The organism is Deltaproteobacteria bacterium (assembly GCA_040223695.1).
Lineage (GTDB): Bacteria > Desulfobacterota_D > UBA1144 > Nemesobacterales > UBA2774 > JAVKFU01.
In genome coordinates this window covers 430,968-450,445 of the sequence record JAVKFU010000018.1, presented here as the reverse complement: position 1 = coordinate 450,445, position 19,478 = coordinate 430,968, and the positions used below count along the sequence as shown (strand labels likewise).

The 19,478-nt window shown below is 49.3% G+C and carries 16 protein-coding genes; 7 read left to right on the top strand and 9 right to left on the bottom strand.

From position 1 onward, the window contains the following. Positions 1 to 5 precede the first annotated feature (5 nt). Both trxA and RIG61_11080 read right to left on the bottom strand, forming a co-directional pair. Positions 6 to 335 carry a thioredoxin gene (gene trxA, locus RIG61_11085; protein MEQ9619703.1) on the bottom strand — a complete coding sequence of 110 codons (330 nt, stop codon included), beginning with the start codon at positions 333 to 335 and terminating at the stop codon, positions 6 to 8. Positions 336 to 462: 127 nt separating this feature from the next. After that, positions 463 to 1,971 carry a TolC family protein gene (locus RIG61_11080; protein MEQ9619702.1) on the bottom strand — a complete coding sequence of 503 codons (1,509 nt, stop codon included), beginning with the start codon at positions 1,969 to 1,971 and terminating at the stop codon, positions 463 to 465. Between the two features lie 189 nt (positions 1,972 to 2,160). On the opposite strand from RIG61_11080, the gene RIG61_11075 reads away from it, so the two are divergent. The 5 genes from RIG61_11075 (at position 2,161) to RIG61_11055 (ending at position 9,351) form a co-directional block, all read left to right on the top strand. Then, positions 2,161 to 2,796, top strand: a complete 636-nt coding sequence (locus tag RIG61_11075) for a TetR/AcrR family transcriptional regulator (GenBank protein MEQ9619701.1) — start codon at positions 2,161 to 2,163, stop codon at positions 2,794 to 2,796. A 119-nt stretch (positions 2,797 to 2,915) separates the two neighbouring features. Then, entirely contained in the window at positions 2,916 to 4,019 is a 1,104-nt protein-coding gene (locus tag RIG61_11070; GenBank protein ID MEQ9619700.1) for an efflux RND transporter periplasmic adaptor subunit, read from the top strand. A gap of 83 nt (positions 4,020 to 4,102) precedes the next feature. Continuing rightward, positions 4,103 to 7,282 carry an efflux RND transporter permease subunit gene (locus RIG61_11065; GenBank protein MEQ9619699.1) on the top strand — a complete coding sequence of 1,060 codons (3,180 nt, stop codon included), beginning with the start codon at positions 4,103 to 4,105 and terminating at the stop codon, positions 7,280 to 7,282. An 83-nt stretch (positions 7,283 to 7,365) separates the two neighbouring features. Beyond that, complete coding sequence (locus tag RIG61_11060) at positions 7,366 to 8,235, top strand: MBOAT family protein (GenBank protein MEQ9619698.1); 870 nt, start codon at positions 7,366 to 7,368, stop codon at positions 8,233 to 8,235. Positions 8,236 to 8,358: 123 nt separating this feature from the next. Continuing rightward, positions 8,359 to 9,351, top strand: a complete 993-nt coding sequence (locus RIG61_11055) for a 3'(2'),5'-bisphosphate nucleotidase (GenBank protein MEQ9619697.1) — start codon at positions 8,359 to 8,361, stop codon at positions 9,349 to 9,351. Between the two features lie 51 nt (positions 9,352 to 9,402). Here RIG61_11055 and RIG61_11050 read toward each other — a convergent pair whose 3' ends face one another. Together RIG61_11050 and RIG61_11045 are read right to left on the bottom strand one after the other, a co-directional pair. Further along, positions 9,403 to 10,476, bottom strand: a complete 1,074-nt coding sequence (locus tag RIG61_11050; protein MEQ9619696.1) for a DUF763 domain-containing protein — start codon at positions 10,474 to 10,476, stop codon at positions 9,403 to 9,405. A gap of 42 nt (positions 10,477 to 10,518) precedes the next feature. Next, positions 10,519 to 11,508 (bottom strand): aldo/keto reductase, encoded by a 990-nt coding sequence (locus tag RIG61_11045; GenBank protein ID MEQ9619695.1) that lies wholly within the window; start codon positions 11,506 to 11,508, stop codon positions 10,519 to 10,521. 47 nt (positions 11,509 to 11,555) lie between these two features. Here RIG61_11045 and RIG61_11040 point away from each other — a divergent pair, with 47 nt between their 5' ends. Further along, positions 11,556 to 12,326: a cyclase family protein gene (locus RIG61_11040; GenBank protein MEQ9619694.1), complete on the top strand. Its 771-nt coding sequence runs from the start codon at positions 11,556 to 11,558 to the stop codon at positions 12,324 to 12,326. Here the strand turns inward: RIG61_11040 and RIG61_11035 are convergent. The 5 genes from RIG61_11035 to RIG61_11015 all read right to left on the bottom strand — a co-directional run bounded on the left by RIG61_11035 (position 12,310) and on the right by RIG61_11015 (position 18,439). Then, the gene (locus RIG61_11035) at positions 12,310 to 12,876 is read right to left on the bottom strand and encodes a CAP domain-containing protein (GenBank protein MEQ9619693.1); all 567 of its coding nucleotides are present in this window, start codon (positions 12,874 to 12,876) and stop codon (positions 12,310 to 12,312) included. The genes RIG61_11040 and RIG61_11035 overlap by 17 nt on opposite strands. Positions 12,877 to 13,213: 337 nt before the next feature. After that, positions 13,214 to 13,846: a peptide-methionine (S)-S-oxide reductase MsrA gene (gene msrA / locus RIG61_11030; protein MEQ9619692.1), complete on the bottom strand. Its 633-nt coding sequence runs from the start codon at positions 13,844 to 13,846 to the stop codon at positions 13,214 to 13,216. A 174-nt stretch (positions 13,847 to 14,020) separates the two neighbouring features. Then, on the bottom strand, positions 14,021 to 15,703 hold the full coding sequence (locus tag RIG61_11025; protein MEQ9619691.1) for a carbon starvation protein A: 1,683 nt from the start codon (positions 15,701 to 15,703) through the stop codon (positions 14,021 to 14,023). Positions 15,704 to 15,716: 13 nt separating this feature from the next. Next, positions 15,717 to 17,090: a sigma-54 dependent transcriptional regulator gene (locus RIG61_11020; protein MEQ9619690.1), complete on the bottom strand. Its 1,374-nt coding sequence runs from the start codon at positions 17,088 to 17,090 to the stop codon at positions 15,717 to 15,719. A gap of 74 nt (positions 17,091 to 17,164) precedes the next feature. Further along, complete coding sequence (locus tag RIG61_11015) at positions 17,165 to 18,439, bottom strand: ATP-binding protein (GenBank protein MEQ9619689.1); 1,275 nt, start codon at positions 18,437 to 18,439, stop codon at positions 17,165 to 17,167. Between the two features lie 435 nt (positions 18,440 to 18,874). Between RIG61_11015 and RIG61_11010 the strand changes: the two genes are divergently transcribed. Continuing rightward, a complete protein-coding gene (locus tag RIG61_11010; protein ID MEQ9619688.1) occupies positions 18,875 to 19,438 on the top strand; it encodes a tetratricopeptide repeat protein in 564 nt (187 codons plus the stop codon). Positions 19,439 to 19,478 lie beyond the last annotated feature (40 nt).

Here is a 19,478-nt window from a genome sequence, read left to right as displayed (position 1 = left end):
ATTTATTATAATGCTTTACCTATAGCTCGTTCGATTTCCCCCTTAGGCACTGCCCCTATAACTTGCTCCACTGCCTGACCGCCCTTAAAGACGATGAGTGTCGGTATGCTTCTGATTCCGAATTTCATCGTAATCTGCTGATTTTCGTCAACGTTTAATTTGCCCACCTTCAGCTTACCCTCATAATCGGTTGAAATTTCTTCGACAATCGGCGCCAAAGCGCGGCAAGGGCCGCACCAGGGAGCCCAAAAATCAACGAGAACAGGAGTTTCGCTCTTTATTACTTCCGTATCAAAATTGGAGTCGCTTAACTCAATTATTCCGTCGCTGGCCATAAAATATCTCCTTATGTCTGATGTGAATATGTAAACGCTAGTATATCTGAATTCTCCGCCTTGTCACATACCGGGAGAAATCCATTCCCCACCTAAATTTCAATATTTTAGATTATTAGCCTGATGATTACTCTTCGATTTCAACCAGATTGTTTTGAAGAATGGTTCCCTTGGCAAACTCGAGCTCGGCGAGCGCGATGTTGTAACTGGTCACAGCCGTGATCTCTCTTACCCCGGCGTCAATCAGGTCCCTCTGTGCCTCGAGAACCTCGCGAGTAGTCCCTATTCCCACGTTAAGCCTCTCCTGCTCGTTATTTACTACCTCCTCGGCAAGGTCGATCGATACCTGAGCCGCCTTTATAGCCCTGAGACTGTTTTCGATCTGTCTTATCGCGCTCCTAACGTCGAGCGCAACGTCGTCCTTCGTTTTGCTCAGCTCTATAACACTCCTTGTAAGCTCAGCAGTCGCCTTCGTGTAATTTCCGCGGGCTGTCCTGTTAAAAATCGGGAAGCTGAATATCCCTAAAATCTGCCACGTGGTAAAATCCGCACCGAAGATTTGCCTGAACGCGTCCCCGGGGCTGTTGAACTGTGGCGGTATCGGTTCGGGCTCGTCGCCGAAGCTCAGGCGGTCCGGGTTCTCGTCACCCCCGAGCCCCTGGAGCTGAAGGCTGCCCTCTACGGCCAGTCTCGGAAGCCTCTGATTAGAATAGTATTTCTTCAGGGTCTCCTTATTGTCGATATTTAGCTTAGCCTGCTCTATCTCCGGGCGCTCCTCATAGGCAACTTCAAGCGACTCTTCCTCGCTGAACTCGTACTTTGTCGTAGTGGGCTCGTCTGTGGCGGCTATTTGCTGAGACAGGTCCATCGCCAGCAGGTTTTTAAGGTCATCCTCGGCTGCCTGAAGCGCGTTTTCCGCCCTGATCACGCTTACTTCCCTCGCGGCCACTTCCGACTCCGCCTGTGTTACAGCAACGGGCGGCAGCACACCGACATCTACCTGAATCTGGTTCCTGTTCCCGAGATCAATCGCAAGCTCGAGCGCCGTCCTTTCGAGCTCGAGATTTTTCTTGGCGGCGACAACCAGCCAGTAACGCCTCTCCACTTCTAGAACCACCTGCGAAATTGTGTTTTCAAGCTCCTTCTGTGAGATACGGTTAGTTCTCTTGGCGGTGATTATAAAGGTCCGGTTCACGTCCACGCCGAAGTTCCTGAGCAGCTCCTGGCCCAGACTGAAATTCACAAAGTTGAACCAGTTAGGGCTCAGATCCTCAAGAGGAGAATTTGTATCGGTCCGTGTAGTTGTAAAACCCAGGTTGTAGAAAGAACCCGTGGGCAGCTTTCCGTCTATCGCCGCTTCGGCCTCGAACTCCTTCTGACTTACAGTTCCCGACGGAATAAAAGTGCTGGTGGTGGGAAACGCGCTGTCGTTATAGAAAGAAACCACATTGAACAGCGGGTCGAATTCCCCTTGCTGAGTTTTTATCTCCCCTTCCGAGAATTCGACGTTCTTTTCCTGTATCTTTATGTCCCTGTTATTTTCAAGGGCGATCCTGACGGCATCCTGAAGTGTCAGATTGAGCACTCCCCCTGAGCCCGTCATAGAGATCAAAAGTAATAACAAAATCTTGGTCATTAATATCTCCTGCAAATAAACTCATATACGGGGATTTTTCTCAAATTTATCAGATAATATATATATTTGATTTATTCAGGCTATTCAAACAGTCACTTTAATCGGCGCGGCTAAAATTCTTGACACTCCTGACCGTAACTGGTAGCTTGTAAGTAACTACTTACTTACAGACTACAGGGATATATAAAAATGTCAACAGAAAAAGCGCTCGAAAAAGCTAATTTAACCTCAAAGGAAAAGATAAGCACCAGAGAAAAAATACTTGAAACGTCAATAAAACTTTTCGCGGAAAAAGGCTTCAATGGTACTACTACCAAAGAGATAGCGGAGATAGCCGACGTAAACGAAGCCCTCATATTCAGACACTTCTCGACTAAGAGAGAGCTTTACGGCGCGATTATCGAAAAGAAAATCGATGAAGAACCGGGTATTGAGCTTTCGCTCGAAACCCATAAAGACTCCAAAGACGACAACCTGGTGTTCACCGCTATAGCTACGCGCATGTTTGAGAAGTGCGGCAAGGACTCAAGCTTCATAAGACTCCTTCACTTCAGCGCTCTCGAGGGTCACGAGCTATCCGATATGTTCTTCGAAACCTATGTTGAATACGTAAATATGCTTCTCTGCGACTACATCGAAACCAGAATAGCCGACGGAGCATTTAAAAAGGTCGACCCGTTGTACGCTTCCCAGGCTTTTATAGGCATGATCGTCAACCACATAATCGTTCAGGAACTTTTCGGAGATAAAAAAAGGAATAATACCGATCAGAAGCGGCTTGTAGAAACATTCGTGAAAATTTTTCTAAACGGGATAAAATCATAGAATGCAGCGAGAAAACTATTATTCATTATACTTTTACTTTAATGTATATACTCAAAAAATTATTGCCGCACCGTAAGAATAAAAAAATTTTCAAATTCGAATTTCAAGGTGAGAAAGATATGACATCCCTAAATGCGGGTATATGTATATTAGCCATTACTGTCGCACTCAGCATTCTGCCGCTTAAGGAGGCAGAATCTCAGGCGCCCCCTCCCGCCCCTGTCGTTGTTGACAAGGTGGCGGAGGAAACCCTTCAAAAACCGGTGAACCTTGTCGGCGCGGTCGAACCCGACAAGAGAAGTCTGATAGCAAGCGAGATAGAAGGCATGGTTGAGAGTTTTCCCGTCGAACAAGGGCAGTACGTGGAGAAGGGAGAGCTAATAGCTCAGTTCAATACCCGCACAATAGAGATTCAGCTCAAGGAAGCCAGAGCAAGCAAGAGTGAAGCACAGGCCCGCTATCAGCTCGCACAGAAAAATCTCGCCCGGTTCGAGCAGCTTCAAACGAAGGGAGTCGCTTCCGTGCAGCAGTTTCAGGATGCGGAGACCGAAAAACAGGCCTGGGGAGCCCGCAGAGGACAGCTGCAGGCCCAGATTGAGAACCGTGAGTACGATCTTGAGAAATCCAGGATAACCGCTCCGTTCAGCGGATATGTAACAGCCGAGCACACGGAGGTCGGCGAGTGGGTCGATAAGGGAGGCCCCATAGTCGAGATGATCAATACGGACACGATGGATATAACTATCGATATGCCCGAGAGGTACGTAAGCAAAATAAACAAGGGACAGAGAGTCAGCGTCAATCTGGACGCCCTTCCGGAGATGAAAATCGAAGGGGAAGTAACTTCCATCGTGCCTCAGGCGGACAGGGAAGCCAGAACATTCCCGGTAAAGATAACTGTAAACAACGAAGACGGAGCAATAAAGAGCGGCATGGTTGCGAGGGTCTCTTTCCCGATTGGCGAGCCGTCCACGGTCAAGATGGTGCCAAAAGACGCAATCGTATCGCAAAATAACGCCAATTTCATATATGTAGTTAACGAGGGAGCCGTCCAGCCGCTGCCAGTCAGTACAGGTATGGCCTACGAAGACAGGATCGAGGTCATAGGACCGGTGCAAAAGGGTATGACCGTAGTGGTAAAGGGCAACGAAAGGCTTATGCCGAACCAGCCGGTGAAAATAGTTAACGATACCGGCGCTCCGCAGCAAGAAAAGATCAACTGAACCAAATCGGAAGGGAATTCTGGACGGCATGAAAAAACCATCCTTGCAAGGCCCATGAGAGCGCGGAAGCAGAGAGGAACTATATGAAATTAGTACAAACATCCATTAACAAACCTGTGAGCGTCGCCGTAGGGATAATTTTCGTTATTCTGTTCGGAGTCATATCGCTGTTCAGAATCCCCGTTCAGCTCACCCCCGATGTGGAAAAGCCCCGTATCACAGTGAGCACGTTCTGGCAGGGCGCGAGCCCCCAGGAGGTGGAGACCGAGATTGTCCGCGAGCAGGAGGATGAGCTCAAGGCGGTTGACAGCCTCGTGGAGATGACCAGCGAAAGCCAGGACTCGAGCGGGACGATAATACTCGAATTCGAAATAGGCACCGATATAGACTCCGCCATGGTGGACGTTTCCAACAAGCTCAATCAGGTCGAGGATTATCCGGACGAGGTTGAACAGCCGGTCATAAGCAGCACCGACGTACGCTCAAACGCTATGGCTTGGTTCATGCTCAAACCCAAAGAGGGGAACGACGTCGATATCTATTCCTACCACGATTTTGCGGAGGACTACATTAAACCGGCTTTCGAGCGCGTGCCCGGCGTGGGGTCCTCAAACGTATTCGGAGGTTATGAGCGTGAGATGCAGGTTATCGTAGATCCTAATGCGCTTGCGGCCAGAGGCATAACGCTTCTCGAGATGGCGGAGGCGGTTCAAAGAGAAAACGACAACTACAGCGCGGGAGACTTCGACGAAGGAAAGAGAAGGTATATCGTAAGAACCGTAGGAGAGTACCAATCCGCCGAGGACATAGAAAACGTCATAATAACGAGAAAAAACGGCGCCCCTGTTTACGTCAGGGACGTAGCCGATGTCAAGCTCGGTTACAAGGACGCCGAGTACGCTGTCAGACAAAACGGTGAGCCGGGGATAGCGATAAACGCCGTAAAAGAGGCCGGAGCCAATTCAATAACCGTGATGGAGGGTCTGCTCGAAGCGATGGACGGCCTCAATAAAGGAGAGCTTGAAAAACGAGACCTCAGGATGTTTAACGTTTACGAAGAGACGGGTTACATCATAAACGCCATCGATCTTGTAAAAAACAACCTGATCATAGGCGGCATACTGGCAATTCTGGTACTTCTGCTTTTTCTGAGGAGCGCGAGCAGCACCCTCATTGTAGCCACCGCTATTCCGATAAGCGTGGTGGGCACTTTCGTCGTAATGGCCTTTATGGGAAGAACTATAAACGTTATAAGCCTTGCGGGGATGGCTTTTGCGGTGGGTATGGTCGTCGACAACTCGATCGTCGTGCTTGAAAATATCTACCGTCATATGCAGATGGGCAAATCGCGCTTACGAGCGGCCTATGACGGTACTGTGGAAGTATGGGGAGCCGTGCTCGCAAGCACTCTTACAACAGCCGCAGTATTCATTCCGGTCATATTCATTCAGGATCAGGCGGGTCAGCTGTTCAGGGATATCGCGATAGCAATAAGCGTTTCCGTTATACTAAGTCTCCTGGTATCGATTACGGTAATTCCCGCAATCTCCGCAAAAATACTGAATATTGTTAAAGAAAGGCCCGGACATAACTTCTCTAACCTCTGGGGTATAGCGGACAGGGCGGGAAGATTCGCGGAGTCTATTGCGAATTTCGTCCGGGGCATACTCACCAACGGCGGCAGAAGAATAGCCGTAGTCTGCATTTTTACTTTCGGCGCTATAATCCTCAGCTGGCTCATGATGCCCAAGACTGAATACCTGCCGGAGGGTAACCGCAATCTCGTATTCGGAATACTCATCCCCCCTCCCGGATACAATATCGCCGAGTTTACCGCGATAGGGAAACAGATCGAGGCAGACATCCGTTTGTACTGGGAAGCCGAACCCGGCTCTCCCGAGGCGGCTAAGCTGAACGGCCCTCCGATAGAGCATTTCTTTTATGTGGCGAGGGGCAGACAGGCCTTCATGGGAGCGCGTGTGAAGGAGCCCGAAAAGATACGCGAGATTATGCCCGTGCTTCAGGCGTCATTGAGCAAGATACCGGGCATGATAGCCATTGTAAGCCAGTCGAGCATATTCCAGAGGGGAATAGGCGAGGGGCGCGCTATAAACGTTCAGCTAACCGGGCCCGAGCTTGAAAAACTGGTCGGTCTCGGGCAAAAGGTGTTCTTCGCGGCAATGCAGAATATCCCCGGCTCGCAGGTGCGTCCGATTCCGAGCCTCGACCTGGGAAACCCGGAGGTACAGGTCTTTCTGGACCGGGAGCGGGGCTCCGATGTGGGTATAACCAACCAGGGGCTCGGCTTCATGCTCAATACACTCGTGGACGGTGCGGTCGTAAGCGAGTATCAGATAAACGGAGACGAGATAGACCTCTCCTTACGCGGGGCGGACGAGTACGCAAGCAGGACCCAGGCGCTTGAAGACCTGATGATAAATACGGAAAGCGGAAAGATGGTTACTGTGGGCTCTGTTGCGAATGTTAACGTCACGACCGGTCCCGAACAGATAAACCATTACGAGCGTCAGAGAACGATAGCGATCTCTATTATCCCTCCTGAGCAGATGCCGCTTGAGACTGCGATAGAAATAATTAATAACGAAATACTCAAACCGCTAAAAGAGAGCGGGGAACTCAGCGGCTCCTACAATGCGATTCTTACAGGCACGGCAGACGATTTAACGGTAACGAGACAGGCGCTTCAGTGGAATTTCATGCTCGCGGGTGTAATAGCATTTCTACTTATGGCCTCCCTTTTCGAGAGCTTCGTATACCCCTTTGTGATTATGTTCAGTGTTCCGCTCGCGGCTTTCGGGGGATTCCTCGGGCTTTTCATACTGAACCTGTTTACATACATGCCGCTAAACGTCCTCACGATGCTGGGTTTTATTATCCTGATCGGTATAGTGGTGAACAACGCTATACTTATAGTCCATCAAGCCCTTAACAATATGCGTGACGAGGGTTTGGACCACGTGGACGCAATTGTAGAATCGGTGAGAACGCGTATCAGGCCTATATTCATGAGCACTACTACGAGTGTGTGCGGGATGCTCCCGCTTGTGCTCTCTCCCGGCTCGGGCTCGGAGTTCTACAGAGGCCTGGGCAGCGTGGTTGTCGGAGGACTCATGGTGTCCACAATATTCACTCTCATTCTGGTGCCCGCCGTCTTCAGCCTCGTGCTCGACCTCAGGCTGAGCTTCTCCAGGTGGTTCTCGAAACTCAGGGGAGGGATCGCAGACGCGGTCGAAACTAAATAATCTGACAAATACCCATAAGAACTGAAAAAGAGTGCTGGAATAATAACCTTTAAAAACCACTCTCGGACAAACCAGATATAAAAATGACTTTTCTCGACTGGATCCCCCTTTTGATCCTCCCATCAGCGTCTGTCTTTTTTTCGCGCCATCATCTGCCCGATTGGGCGTTCATGTTCGTACTTTCATTCTCCATATTTTTCGGATTTAAATGGCTTACGTACAGAAGGGCTTTGATAAAAGGGGCGGCCCCGGATATAAAAATTTCCCTCGGATACATCTTTGCCTGGGTGGGAATGGATGCGGTTTCATTTTTCAACAAACAGACTGAAATCCGTAGACCTTCGAAGGAAGAATGGATATCCGCGATTTTAAAAACGTTTCTCGGCGGCATAATCCTTTGGCTCTTACCGGGACAGTTCTACCCTCAGCATAAAATACTGGCGGGCTACATCGGGCTTGCCGGATTCATCATCATAATATTCTTCGGATTCTTTCATGTGATCTCCCTCGCATGGAGGCAAAACGGAATAAACACCCGCCCCCTGATGAATTCCCCTCTACTGGCAAGGTCCCTCTCCGATTTCTGGAGCAATAGATGGAATCTCGCGTTCCGCGATCTGGATCGGATATTTATCTTCAGGCCGGCAGTTAAACGGGCGGGATTTACCTCAGCGACAATCGCGGCTTTTCTGTTTTCGGGACTGCTCCATGACCTGGTGATCTCTCTTCCGGCAGAGACGGGATATGGACTTCCCACACTCTATTTCTTGATACAGGCAGGCGGCGTTCTTATTGAGAAATCCGGTTTCGGTAAAAGAGCCGGGCTTAACAGAGACTTAAAAGGATGGCTGTTTGCTGTATTATTTTTAGTTATTCCCGCGGTTTTACTCTTTCATCCCCCGGCTGTCGAAAATATAATAAACCCCTTTATGGAGACGGTAAGAGCCGTTTGAAGTAAATAGACACATGATCCGCCGCGCATGAGTGAAGGAAGAAGTCCATAGCAGGCAAAAAAATCCGGGGGTTTTGAACCATTCTTTATGGTAAAATTTATTGCCCGAAAAGGAGAATTGACAATGGATTATGAATCAGAGCTTAGAGCCGCACTGGAGGCTGTAAGAAAAGCATGCAGATTGTGCATAAAAGTACAGTCCTCCCTCTTCTCGGAGGACACGATTATGAAAAAGGATAAATCCCCCGTAACTGTGGCGGATTTCGGCGCGCAGGCGGTAATCTGCCACGAGCTAAAGAAAGCATTCCCCGACATACCCATTATGGCCGAAGAGGACTCCACGGAGCTCAGAACTGAAGAGGGTAAAGCCGTGACAGCGAGCATTCTGGAATACGCGGCATCAGTCTTCCCGGGAATAGACGAGGAGAGCCTCATAAAAGCCATAGATTGCGGCGACTACGAAGGCGGACCGGAAGGGCTCTTCTGGACACTCGACCCCATCGACGGAACCAAGGGTTTTTTAAGAGGGGAGCAGTATGCGGTTGCGCTTGCGTTGATAAATGCCGGAGAGGTGATGCTGGGAGTGCTCGGGTGCCCCAATCTTCCTCTGGATATCAAGAACCCCGAAGGCGAGAAAGGCTGCGTGCTGAGCGCGGTCAGGGACTCAGGCGCTTCATCGCGTCCGATCGAGCACAATACGCCTAAAGAAATAAACGTCTCCGACATTGTTGAGCCTAAAAACGCTCCATTCTGCGAGTCGGTAGAGTCATCCCATTCCTCCCACGAGGATTCCGGCCGCATAGCCGAAATTCTCGGCGTGAAGGCTCGTCCGATAAGAATCGACAGCCAGTGCAAGTATGCGGTTCTTGCCAGAGGGGACGCATCCATCTATCTAAGGCTCCCGACAAACAAGGACTACGAAGAAAAGATATGGGACCATGCAGCCGGTTCGATAATTGTCGAAGAAGCGGGCGGAATGGTTACGGATATAAACGGGAAATTCCTCGATTTTTCTCGCGGCAGAACCTTATCGAAAAACAGCGGAATAGTCGGCACGAACGGCTTGCTTCATGACGAGGTGATTGCAGCCGTCGCTCAGGCGCTGGATGCTAAATAGCACAAATAAAACATCTAGTTGCCGAAATAAATAGCGTAATTCGGGATATGATTATTCTTTGCCAAAGAGGGATAATCTCCGGATGGCCTTTAATTTTTCACTGCGGTCAATCTTTGCCCTTCTCAGCGCATCGTGAAGCAGGGAGATGGTATTTTCGTAAGTTTCACGGTCTACCGGGAAAGGCGTCCCGTCCTTCCCCCCGTGGGCGAACGAGAATCTTGCGGGGTCCCTGACACTGGCTCTCGTGCCGTATATCAGCTCCGATACTAGAGTAAGCGCGCGAAGCGTTTTCGGGCCCACGCCCTTTATGCCGAGAAGCTCCTCGAAGCTTCCGGGGCTCTCTTCATAGGTCTTAAGCATGATCTTCCGAAGATACTTGGGATTTATATCAACTGCTTTAACCCAATGCCGCTCGGGCATAACAAGGTTCGGAAGCCGCTCCATGTCCCTGAGCACGCTCCTGTCCGGCTGCCCCGCGATTTCGGTCACGGCGTCCCTCGTCCCGCTGCTCTCCCGCGCCGTAAGGTCGAGCGTCTCCGTTCTCTTGTCGCTGCATATAGCGGCGTGAGGCTCCTCCACGAAGCTGAGTAGTCCCTTGCCGAGCCAGTGGTAGCGGCGCGCTGAACGGATGGAGTCGTTAAAACCCTGCTGTACCACGCACCATTCCCTCTTATCGGTAAAAAAGAAGCTGTGATGGTAAAGCTGAAAGCCGTCCTGTACCGCGGAATTATCAACCTTTGCGGAAATTCTGCTCGCGTGAACAAGACCGTCCGGGTCTTGCGAGAGGCCCTCGCAGACGCGTGTTATTTGATCGGGGGTCTTCCTCGAGGCCCCGCCCTTTCCGCCTGCCGCGTATAATCCGAGCTCTCCTTCAAGGCCCTTTATCCCTTCCTTTACTGCGCCGCACGTAGTGGTGGTAACGCCGCTTGAGTGCCAGTCGAAGCCCAGCACGCATCCGAACGCCTGAAACCAGTAGGGATCGGAAAGACGCATCAATACCTCGCTCGGGCCGTACTCGGAAACTATATGACAGACTATCTCACGGGCGAGCCTCGTCATCCTGCTAAAGAGCCATGAAGGGGCTTTCCCGCCGTGAAGCGGAAGCTGTGCGTATCCGGTTCTCATAAGAAAAATAATAGCGTTTTGCCGGAGTGCGGTCAACGGGCTTTAGAGCGTGAGACGTGACGATACATCGTCAAGATAAGCCAGGTCGTCTTGAGAGAGCTTGAAACTCATCGAAGCCGCGTTATCGGCGGCATGCTCCACCCTCGTAGCGCCGGGGATAACAACTACCGTATCTCCGTGAAAATTTATGAGCCAGTTTAAGGCAATCTGGGACGGAGTTGCGTTATATTTCCCGCCCAGCTCTCCGAGTGCCTCGATGAGATGCGCAGAATTCTTGATATTGTCTCCGGTAAGCGAGCCGTATAGTCTCCTGAAAAATTTTCTCTCCCTGAGCAGCTCAGGGCGTTCGTGAAATTTTCCCGTCAGAAGCCCTCGCGCCAGCGGTGAATACGCGATTACGGTAACCCCCAGGTCCTTCGCCGCATCAAGCACTCCGTTTGTCTCTATTTTCCTATTGAAAAGGCTGTATTTCATCTGGTTTGATACCAGAGCGAGACCAAGACGTGAGAGCTCGAGGTGCGCTTTCCGCATCCTTTCAGCGGAATAATTGCTCACTCCGACGTACCTCACCTTCCCCGTCTCTACCAGACCCGCCATCTCCTTCATCTGAGAGCCTATGGAGGAAAGGGAAAATGGATTATGTATCTGGTGGAGGTCTATTAAATCGACGCTAAGAGACGAGAGCCGTTCCCCGACTGTGCGCTTAATAGAACCCGCGGTTCTCAGAAGCGGCCACCATTTTGTCGCGATAATGACCTCGTCTCTAGGAACATTTAACTCCCCGAGAGACCTTGCGAGCGCCCGCTCCGATTCCCCCCACCCGTAAAGCTCGGCCGTATCGAACCAGTTGACTCCGCCGTCGAGAGAAGCTTTCACTATCCCGTTTATGCCCTGTGCTCCAAGAGTAGGCCAAAGGAGCCCCGAAACTCCCCTGCCACGGCTAAACTGCAAGCAGCCGAGCCCCACAGGGGAGATGAACAGCTCCGACATCCCTAGTCTTCTAAGGGCGCTTGAGTCGTCTTTTTTCGGCAAGAGAACCCTCACTTTTAATAAAATGAATTATAAAATATAATAGCCCTATGAAGGACAAAAAACGAGTTATAGACCTTGCAATCACCACAGAGCCCGCGCCCGGCCCGGAGCATCAGCGGCTCGAAATAGAATACGAAAAACACCGGGATACCGCCGAGTATATGATGATGCGCTTTGAGTGCGGACGCGGCGACCTGCCCGGAGGGCTCGGATGGGCGAACGAGTATGTAACGCTCGGCACCCACGTGGGCACTCATATGGACGCCCCTTGGCACTACCACCCCGTCTCTCAGGGCGAGAAGGCCAGGACAATCGACGAAGTGCCGGTTGAGTGGTTTTACGGCGACGGCGTCGTAATAGATATGAGGCACAAAGAACCGGGCGAGCTTATAACGACAGGAGATCTAAAGGAAGCGCTCGGAAAGATCAACTATGTTATCAAGCCTCTGGATATTGTTCTGATTATGACCGGGGCCGACAAGCTATGGGGCACGAAGGAATACTGGACGACTTTCCCGGGACTTGGTAAAGAGTCCACACTGTGGCTTACTGAGCGAGGAGTCAAGGTCGTTGGCACTGATTCCGCTGGGTGGGACAGGCCGTTTTGGGCGATGGTCGAGGAGTTCAAGAAGACCGGGGATTCTAGCGTAATTTGGGGTGCGCATTTCGCCGGTATCGAAATGGAGTACTGTCAAATGGAGAAGCTGACTAACTTAGACCTTCTACCCCCGCACGGCTTTCAGGTGGTCTGCCCGCCCATCAAGATAAAAGACGCAAGCGCCGGGTGGGTGAGGCCGGTAGCTATTCTGGAAGGTTAGCCCTGAGTGACGATTCATTCCGGGATGCGAACACTACGGTCCAGTAAGTTTTGTTCTTTGAGTCCTTATTGTGAAAACAGGCCCCGCCTATCTCGGTGAAGCTTTCCCTCATTATAATTTCACAGTGGTCCGGGCTCCTGAGCCATGCGGCAACGACTTCCTCGGAAGATTCCCTTCCGGCGGAAATATTTTCTCCGACGGATGTCCATTCATAATCCAGCTTTCTCACCCTGTCGTCCACATGACCGCCGTCAGAGCCTTGATGACTTACAAAATCCCTGGTAGCCATGTCCACTGAATGACCGAGAGCAGCCCGAGCCAGCGTGGGATTCCATTTGACCCTTCCCGCTGGAGTATAGATTTTATATCCGCAGTTACGGCTTTGCGCCCTGGCCCGGTTTATGAGCGAAACCATTTTTCCCTTGATTACGTCGAACTCCTCGCAGCGGTAAGCGTCATTTGCGAGAACGTAAGAAATCTCGTTATTTTTTCCGCACCCCCACACGCCGAGAAGAAAAACCAGAGCCAGTTTTATTATTATCCTCGTCACCAAAATATATTATACTCTCCGGCTGCACTGTTACCATCTTTTTATTATGGGCCATGATGAATTTAACGCTCCGAATTGGAGTTTATGCTTAACACCATACGTACTGACGCACTTACAGCAAAAACACGATACATGAACCCAGATTAAAACGGTAGCGTAGAGGCCGTGATCGGGACGACCGGCGATATCGCGAAACTGAAGAATTCCCGACCGGTATGACAGAATATGCCGTTCTTAAACCGGGCATGAATAACCATTCAGCCACACTGAGGAGATGCACTTTTACCAGCCGGTTTTAAAAGTAAACATCAAGACTTCGGTCGTTACTTTTTTACCTTCAGCTGTCCTGTTTGCCCCAGTGCTTCTCGATAAACTGATCCCTGCCCGACCCGATCCGGTAGGTTTTATATGTCAATTTATCCTTCTTATAGAACATCTGATGGTACTCCTCAGCCGGATAAAATTCGCTAGCCTCGGTAATTTCGACTACCACCGGCTTGTGGAAGCGCCCGGATTTGTCGAGCTTTTCTTTGGATTCCTCCGCGGCCTTTTTCTGAGACTCGTTATGATAGAAGATCGCGGGCCTGTACTGCTTCCCCCTGTCCACAAACTGTCCCCCGGAATCAGTAGGGTCTATATTCATCCAGAAGACCTGAAGCAGCTCATCGTAGCTTATTGTATCTGGGTCATAGGTAATCTCTATGGACTCGGTATGACCTGTCTTTCCGTATGATACCTGCTTGTAGGTAGGATTTTTTTCTGGTCCCCCGGTGTATCCCACGGTAGTCTTTACGATACCGTCCAGCTTATCGTAAGGGGGCTGCATGCACCAGAAACAGCCGCCTGCGAATGTCGCCACTTCAACATTTTCATTACCCGTATGATTTTTATTGCCGGATTCCTCCGCCTGAAGCCAGACATATGAGCCCAAAGCCAAAATCGACACAATAATTATCAATAGTTTTCTCATAACTCCCTCCTTTCCCGCAGATGGTTCACGGAAAATAAGTGTTCAGTTGAATTTTTCCTGTTGTAGCTAATATACGTTCCCGGAAAAGAATCGGTTTTAGAAAAGATTAACTCAATACAGCGAAGCTGCATGAAAACTAATATTTTAGATAAAGATAAAATGTTCGGCCAGAAGTCACTCCTGCTCCATAGGAACCACCTTGCGGCTCCTCTTCCGGGCGTTGTAGACGAATAAGGCTTCGAGTACTATCCAGACTGAAAGCGCAAGCACTATTGCGGATAATACTAGCAGGAGAGCGTTATCCGAGAAAGATTTGAAGTTCCAGATCATTGAGGCAATGGTCATGAATATGAGAAATACCATAGGTATCAGAGTATAGATTACAGGCCTGCCCGTTTTCCAGAGATAAATCGTCGCCACAAGGAGCGTAAGGCCCGCCACGAGCTGGTTGGTCGCGCCGAAGAGCGGCCACAGCAAGAATCCCCCGGACCCGGGTCCCCTCCCGGGAGCCTCCGCCAGAAGCGCAAGCAGAAGGGCGGGTACCACTCCCAGAAACGCGCCCACATACCGGTTTCCGAGCGTTTTTATCTTGTAAGCCGAGCCGAGCTCCCCGATTATGAGCCTCTGAATCCTTGATGCGGTATCTAGCGAGGTGGCGGCAAAGCTGATTACTATTACGCTTATCATTGTGTCGGCGAATGCGTCCGGGATTTTGATCGCCTCGAGAAAAGTGGAAGCCCCGATCACAAAATTGCTTATGCCCCCTTGGGCCGCCATATCCCACGTTTCGTAGTGAGAGAGCCAATCCCCCTTTGTAATCCCCGCCGCTACGGCTAACGTGGCAATCATCGCGAGAGTTCCTTCTCCCAGCATCCCGCCGTATCCTATAAACCTCGCGTCGCTCATCCTGTTCAATTGCTTGGACGAAGTGCCGCTCGATACGAGTGCGTGGAACCCGCTTATGGCCCCGCACGCTATCGTAACGAAGATAAACGGAAATATCGGTACGCCTCCTTCGGCATGATGGTTATAGGCGGGAGCCTGCATTTGGGGATTCGCGACGAGAAGACCGACGAAGAGCAGGCCGAGGCCGAGAAAGAGCTGATGCCCGTTGATGTAATCACGAGGCTGAAGAAGCGTCCATACCGGCAGCACCGAGGCAATAAATGAATAGATAATGAGCAGGATAATCCAGGTTACGACTTGGCTCCCCATAACAGCGGGTATCTCGATCGGCACCATCGTTCCCACCCATATCATGACGTAAAGGGTGATCAACGCGAATATGGATGGCCAGAGAATCGGAACGCCCTTTTTATAGAAAAGAAATCCTATCGCCACTGCTACAAGAATCTGAAAGTTTACAGGCAGAACACTTGAAGGAAAATTAACGAAGAGACTCGCGATCGCATATGCAAAAACTGCAATTACAAAGAAAATGAGAAAATAGACAATGAGCAGAAAAAGCGTCCTCGCCCGTTGGTTGACCAGGGTTCCGGCAAGGTCACCTACAGACCTCCCCTTTTCCCTTACGGAGATGACGAGCGCGCTGAAATCCTGCACGGCGCCCATAAATATGGTCCCCAAAACGACCCATATAATAGCCGGCACCCATCCCCAGAATACCGCTATCGCAGGGCCGATTATAGGCGCTGCGCCCGCGATTGAGGCGAAGTGGTGGCCGAAAAGAACGTGTTTATTGGTCGGGACGTAATCAACTCCGTCATTTCTCAAATGGGCGGGTGTTACCTCATCGTCCGAAATACGGAAAATCTTCTGAGCAATAAATTTTGAATAATAGCGGTAACCTAGAAAATACAGAATTAAAACTAAGACTGCTATAAGAGCGGCGTTCACACGTAACCTCCATTCAGCTCAAGAGCCCCCATTTCTTCATCCTGTAACGGAGAACCTCCCGGGTAATTCCAAGCATATCGGCTGTTCTCGTCTGGTTCCAGTCGTTTAAATCCAAGGCCTTAGTTATAACCTTCTTTTCTATTTTGTAAAGAGAGGCGTCCTCGATTGGGACATCTATTATCATCTTTTCATCAGAGTTCTGAACCTGAAGGGTTTCCCCGTCTTCAAGCATTATATATTTCGGGTTTAGCACGCCGTTTTCACCGAGCAGTATCGCCCGTTCTATGGCACTCCTTAGTTCCCGGACATTTCCCGGCCAGTCGTAATTTGACAGAGTCGTCCTCACTTCTTCCGGAATCTCGGAAATATTCTTGTTCAAATCTGTATTGAAGTAGGAAACAAAATAGTCGGTGAGAAGCGGGAGATCCTCCTTCCTGTCTCTGAGAGCAGGCATCTCGAAGCTAATCACGTTTAACCTGTGATACAGGTCCTCCCGGAATTCGCCGTGTTTAACCAAAACCTTCAGGTCGCGGTTCGTAGCCGCTATCACGCAAAGGTCGACCTTTATATCCCTGGTTCCCCCGAGTCTTCTGAAAGACCTCTCCTCAACCGCCTTTACAAGCTTTGCCTGGAGCGCAAGACTCATGTCTCCTATCTCATCGAGAAACACAGTTCCGCCGTCAGCCTGCTCAAGTATTCCTTTCTTCAGCTTCTTCGCGTCCGTGAACGCTCCCGCTTCATGGCCGAACAACTCGCTTTCCAGCAGAGTTTCCGGAATCGCCGCACAGTTGATCTCGATGAACGGTCTCTGGCTTCTCGCACCGTTGTAGTGGAGCACCTTTGAAGCAAGCCCCTTTCCCGTCCCGCTCTCACCGGTAATCAAGATCGTACGCGGGTCACTCTCCGTAAGTTTCCTGAAAAGGCCGATTATTTCTTTTATTGAGGTGCTCTCCCCTATTAGGGAATCAAAACCGTACTTCTCCTGCGCTCTCATTGCAGCAGCGCTCAGACTGTTTTTCAGCATATTTGTCCTGAGGGCATTCCTGACCATTACTTTGAGCTTATCCAGTGGAAAGGGTTTCTCAATGAAGTCGTAAGCCCCCACTCTGATAGCGGTTACCGCAACTTCTACGCTTCCGTGGGCAGTCATCATTATGGTTGTCGGGGACTGTTCAAGGTTCGAGAAAATTCTCAGCACATTCAAGCCGTCCGTATCGGGCAGTTTCAGGTCCAGGAGAACAAGATCGGGATTCTCCCTTTTGGCTATCTCGATCCCTTCGCCACCCTCAAAAGAAGTAATTACAGAATACCCCTCCTGAGTAAGCGCCTTGCGCAGCTGCTTACAAAGAAGCCTTTCATCTTCGATTATTAGTATCAGTGAGCTCATTTAGTCCTTTATATAATATTATATTTCCACAAAAAACAGGTTTTTAATATATAGTGGTTTTTCATTAGAAAGCACTATACTTGAGTCTCGTTCTCCAGATTGTTGGGAATCTCCACAATAAACGTTGAGCCTTTCCCTACCCGGCTTGAAATACGAAGCACACCCCTGTGAGCCTCAATTATCCTGTTGGATATGGCAAGCCCGAGACCTGTGCCCGCCTCCTTGGTCGAATAAAACGGCTGAAGAATCTTTCCCATCTCCTCCTCTGAAAAACCGCATCCGGTATCTGAAACCACAATTTGCACAGAACTGTTACGGCCTTTTGTCATTACTTTCACTTCCCCGAAGCTCCCGGTTGCGTCAATTCCGTTTATAAGCAAATTTAAAACGACCTGTTCTATCTGCTCATGGTCCACATAAAAATGCTTATCGCACATGAGCTCTTTTTTTATCAATACTCCCTTTTCCTTCGCTTTCATACTAATCAGGGTAAGCGCCCGTTCCACTATATCATTCGGAGTGCATTCAATAAGCTGGAGACTCTTGGGGTGGCCCAGCTGAAAGAGTCCTTTAACTATACGCTCAAGCCTTGATATTTCCTGAAGTATATCCGACATTGTCTGCCTGTGCTCTTCATTTTTAGTCTCATCCCTCATAAGCTCGAGCGCAAGCCCGATACCGGAAAGGGGATTCCTCACTTCATGCGCCACACCTGTAGCGAGTTCGCCGATCGTAGCGAGCTTTTCGGATTTCACAAGCTCTTTGTGTTTTTCCTCAATCTCCCGTGTCGCCTGAGCTATTTCCGTTTCCAGACGCTCATTGAATCTCTTTGTCGTCTCGAGAAGCTTCAATATCTCCTCGTTCTTTTCCTGAAGCTCGCGGTTATTCCTGTCTATGTTATCCATCATATTATTGAAAGCTCTGACAAGGGTATTTATCTCACTGCTCGTTTTTATATCCCGGAGCCGCACGGAATAGTCCCCGGTACTCACCGATTCCGCCGCATTAAAAAGCTTCTGGACAGGTTTTGTAATCATCCGGGGGATAAACACCGTGAGCACAATGCCGAACAGGAGAGTGACGCCGACTACGGTAAAAATCATTACATATGAATACTGAATCTGCTTATCGGATATCCTTATCGACTCAAGCAGCATTTCGTTTGCGAATATGCCCTGCTTCCCCTCTTCCTTAGCCGAAAGGAGTCTTGACAATGTGTTATACCTGCCCGTTATATTAGAGGCAGTATTATCAAGATTGTATATGCTATATATAGATAAACCGCTTATTAGAATCATAAAAAAGAACATTAAAGCGTAGCCGAGCGTTATCTGCTTACTCAGGTTCAATTCCTATCTCCCCGTAATTTCCCTCATACAGTATTACTCTAGAAATTCTACCCGTTATTATTTCCAACTCATATCGGAATTTCCTTAAGCTGCACAGTATGTAATTACAGCCGGGTAAAATAAAATTTATAGAAACTACCTTAGATAAGGTTGGCGAGACTTGTCAGTGAAAGGATTAAATTCTGCGCGGATACTATCCGAGCGATTACACAGGAACCGCAGCATATCATTTAATTAAATAAATTCGAAACAGTATGAAAAAGCCTTTAGAAATGATCCTTCGGGGATTAAATAAATCTGATCAAACTCCGGCAAAAAAAGTCACTCAGTATAAAAAAATTAGTAGAAAGTTTCGCGGAATCTGGTAGATTTTAAGCGCGTAGGTGGTTATTTAAAATCCGTAAAATGAAAATAAAGCGTTTAAAACCGATTTACATGGGAATTCCAGCAATTCTCATCCTTTTGACCGGCTGTTACCCAAAGACCGAGGGATTAGACGAGCTTTATGAGAGGCAAGCTACTCTCGAAGCCAAAATAGACAAACTCTCCGAAGATCTGGAAAACGGGATGTCGAAAATAGACCGCAATATCGACAGGGTAGAAAGCAACCAGCTCAAGCTCGCTGCGGAAATTCAGAATATGCGGGAAAAAAACGTTACCTTGAAAAGAAAGATAGACAAGGTAGCGGGTAAGAAGACCAAACCCAAAAATCCTCCGGCGGCGGCCAAGCCCTCAAAAAACACTCCGGAAAATATTTATTCCAGAGCTGTGGCAAGCTATAACGATGGGAGGTTTGAGGACGCGATACTTGAATATCAAAAACTGATTGACGCTTACCCCAGAGACAAAAAGGTTCCCGAAGCCTACCTGAAGCAGGGGCTTGCGCTGATAAATCTGGGAAGGAAAAAAGAAGCCAGGTTTTTTCTCAATACGCTCATAGATAAATATCCGAACTCCCGCGAGGCCGAGACTGCAAGGGAGAAGCTGAAAACCATTTAACGAGATAGACGACGAAAAGTTCTCAAGTCTTTTTTGATTC

Excerpts from the sequence above, each read along its gene's own strand:
- trxA (MEQ9619703.1), bottom strand. The coding sequence starts at position 335 with ATGGCCAGCGACGGAATAATTGAGTTAAGCGACTCCAATTTTGATACG.
- RIG61_11080 (MEQ9619702.1), bottom strand. The coding sequence starts at position 1,971 with ATGACCAAGATTTTGTTATTACTTTTGATCTCTATGACGGGCTCAGGG.
- RIG61_11075 (MEQ9619701.1), top strand. The coding sequence starts at position 2,161 with ATGTCAACAGAAAAAGCGCTCGAAAAAGCTAATTTAACCTCAAAGGAA.
- RIG61_11070 (MEQ9619700.1), top strand. The coding sequence starts at position 2,916 with ATGACATCCCTAAATGCGGGTATATGTATATTAGCCATTACTGTCGCA.
- RIG61_11065 (MEQ9619699.1), top strand. The coding sequence starts at position 4,103 with ATGAAATTAGTACAAACATCCATTAACAAACCTGTGAGCGTCGCCGTA.
- RIG61_11060 (MEQ9619698.1), top strand. The coding sequence starts at position 7,366 with ATGACTTTTCTCGACTGGATCCCCCTTTTGATCCTCCCATCAGCGTCT.
- RIG61_11055 (MEQ9619697.1), top strand. The coding sequence starts at position 8,359 with ATGGATTATGAATCAGAGCTTAGAGCCGCACTGGAGGCTGTAAGAAAA.
- RIG61_11050 (MEQ9619696.1), bottom strand. The coding sequence starts at position 10,476 with ATGAGAACCGGATACGCACAGCTTCCGCTTCACGGCGGGAAAGCCCCT.
- RIG61_11040 (MEQ9619694.1), top strand. The coding sequence starts at position 11,556 with ATGAAGGACAAAAAACGAGTTATAGACCTTGCAATCACCACAGAGCCC.
- msrA (MEQ9619692.1), bottom strand. The coding sequence starts at position 13,846 with ATGAGAAAACTATTGATAATTATTGTGTCGATTTTGGCTTTGGGCTCA.
- RIG61_11020 (MEQ9619690.1), bottom strand. The coding sequence starts at position 17,090 with ATGAGCTCACTGATACTAATAATCGAAGATGAAAGGCTTCTTTGTAAG.
- RIG61_11010 (MEQ9619688.1), top strand. The coding sequence starts at position 18,875 with ATGGGAATTCCAGCAATTCTCATCCTTTTGACCGGCTGTTACCCAAAG.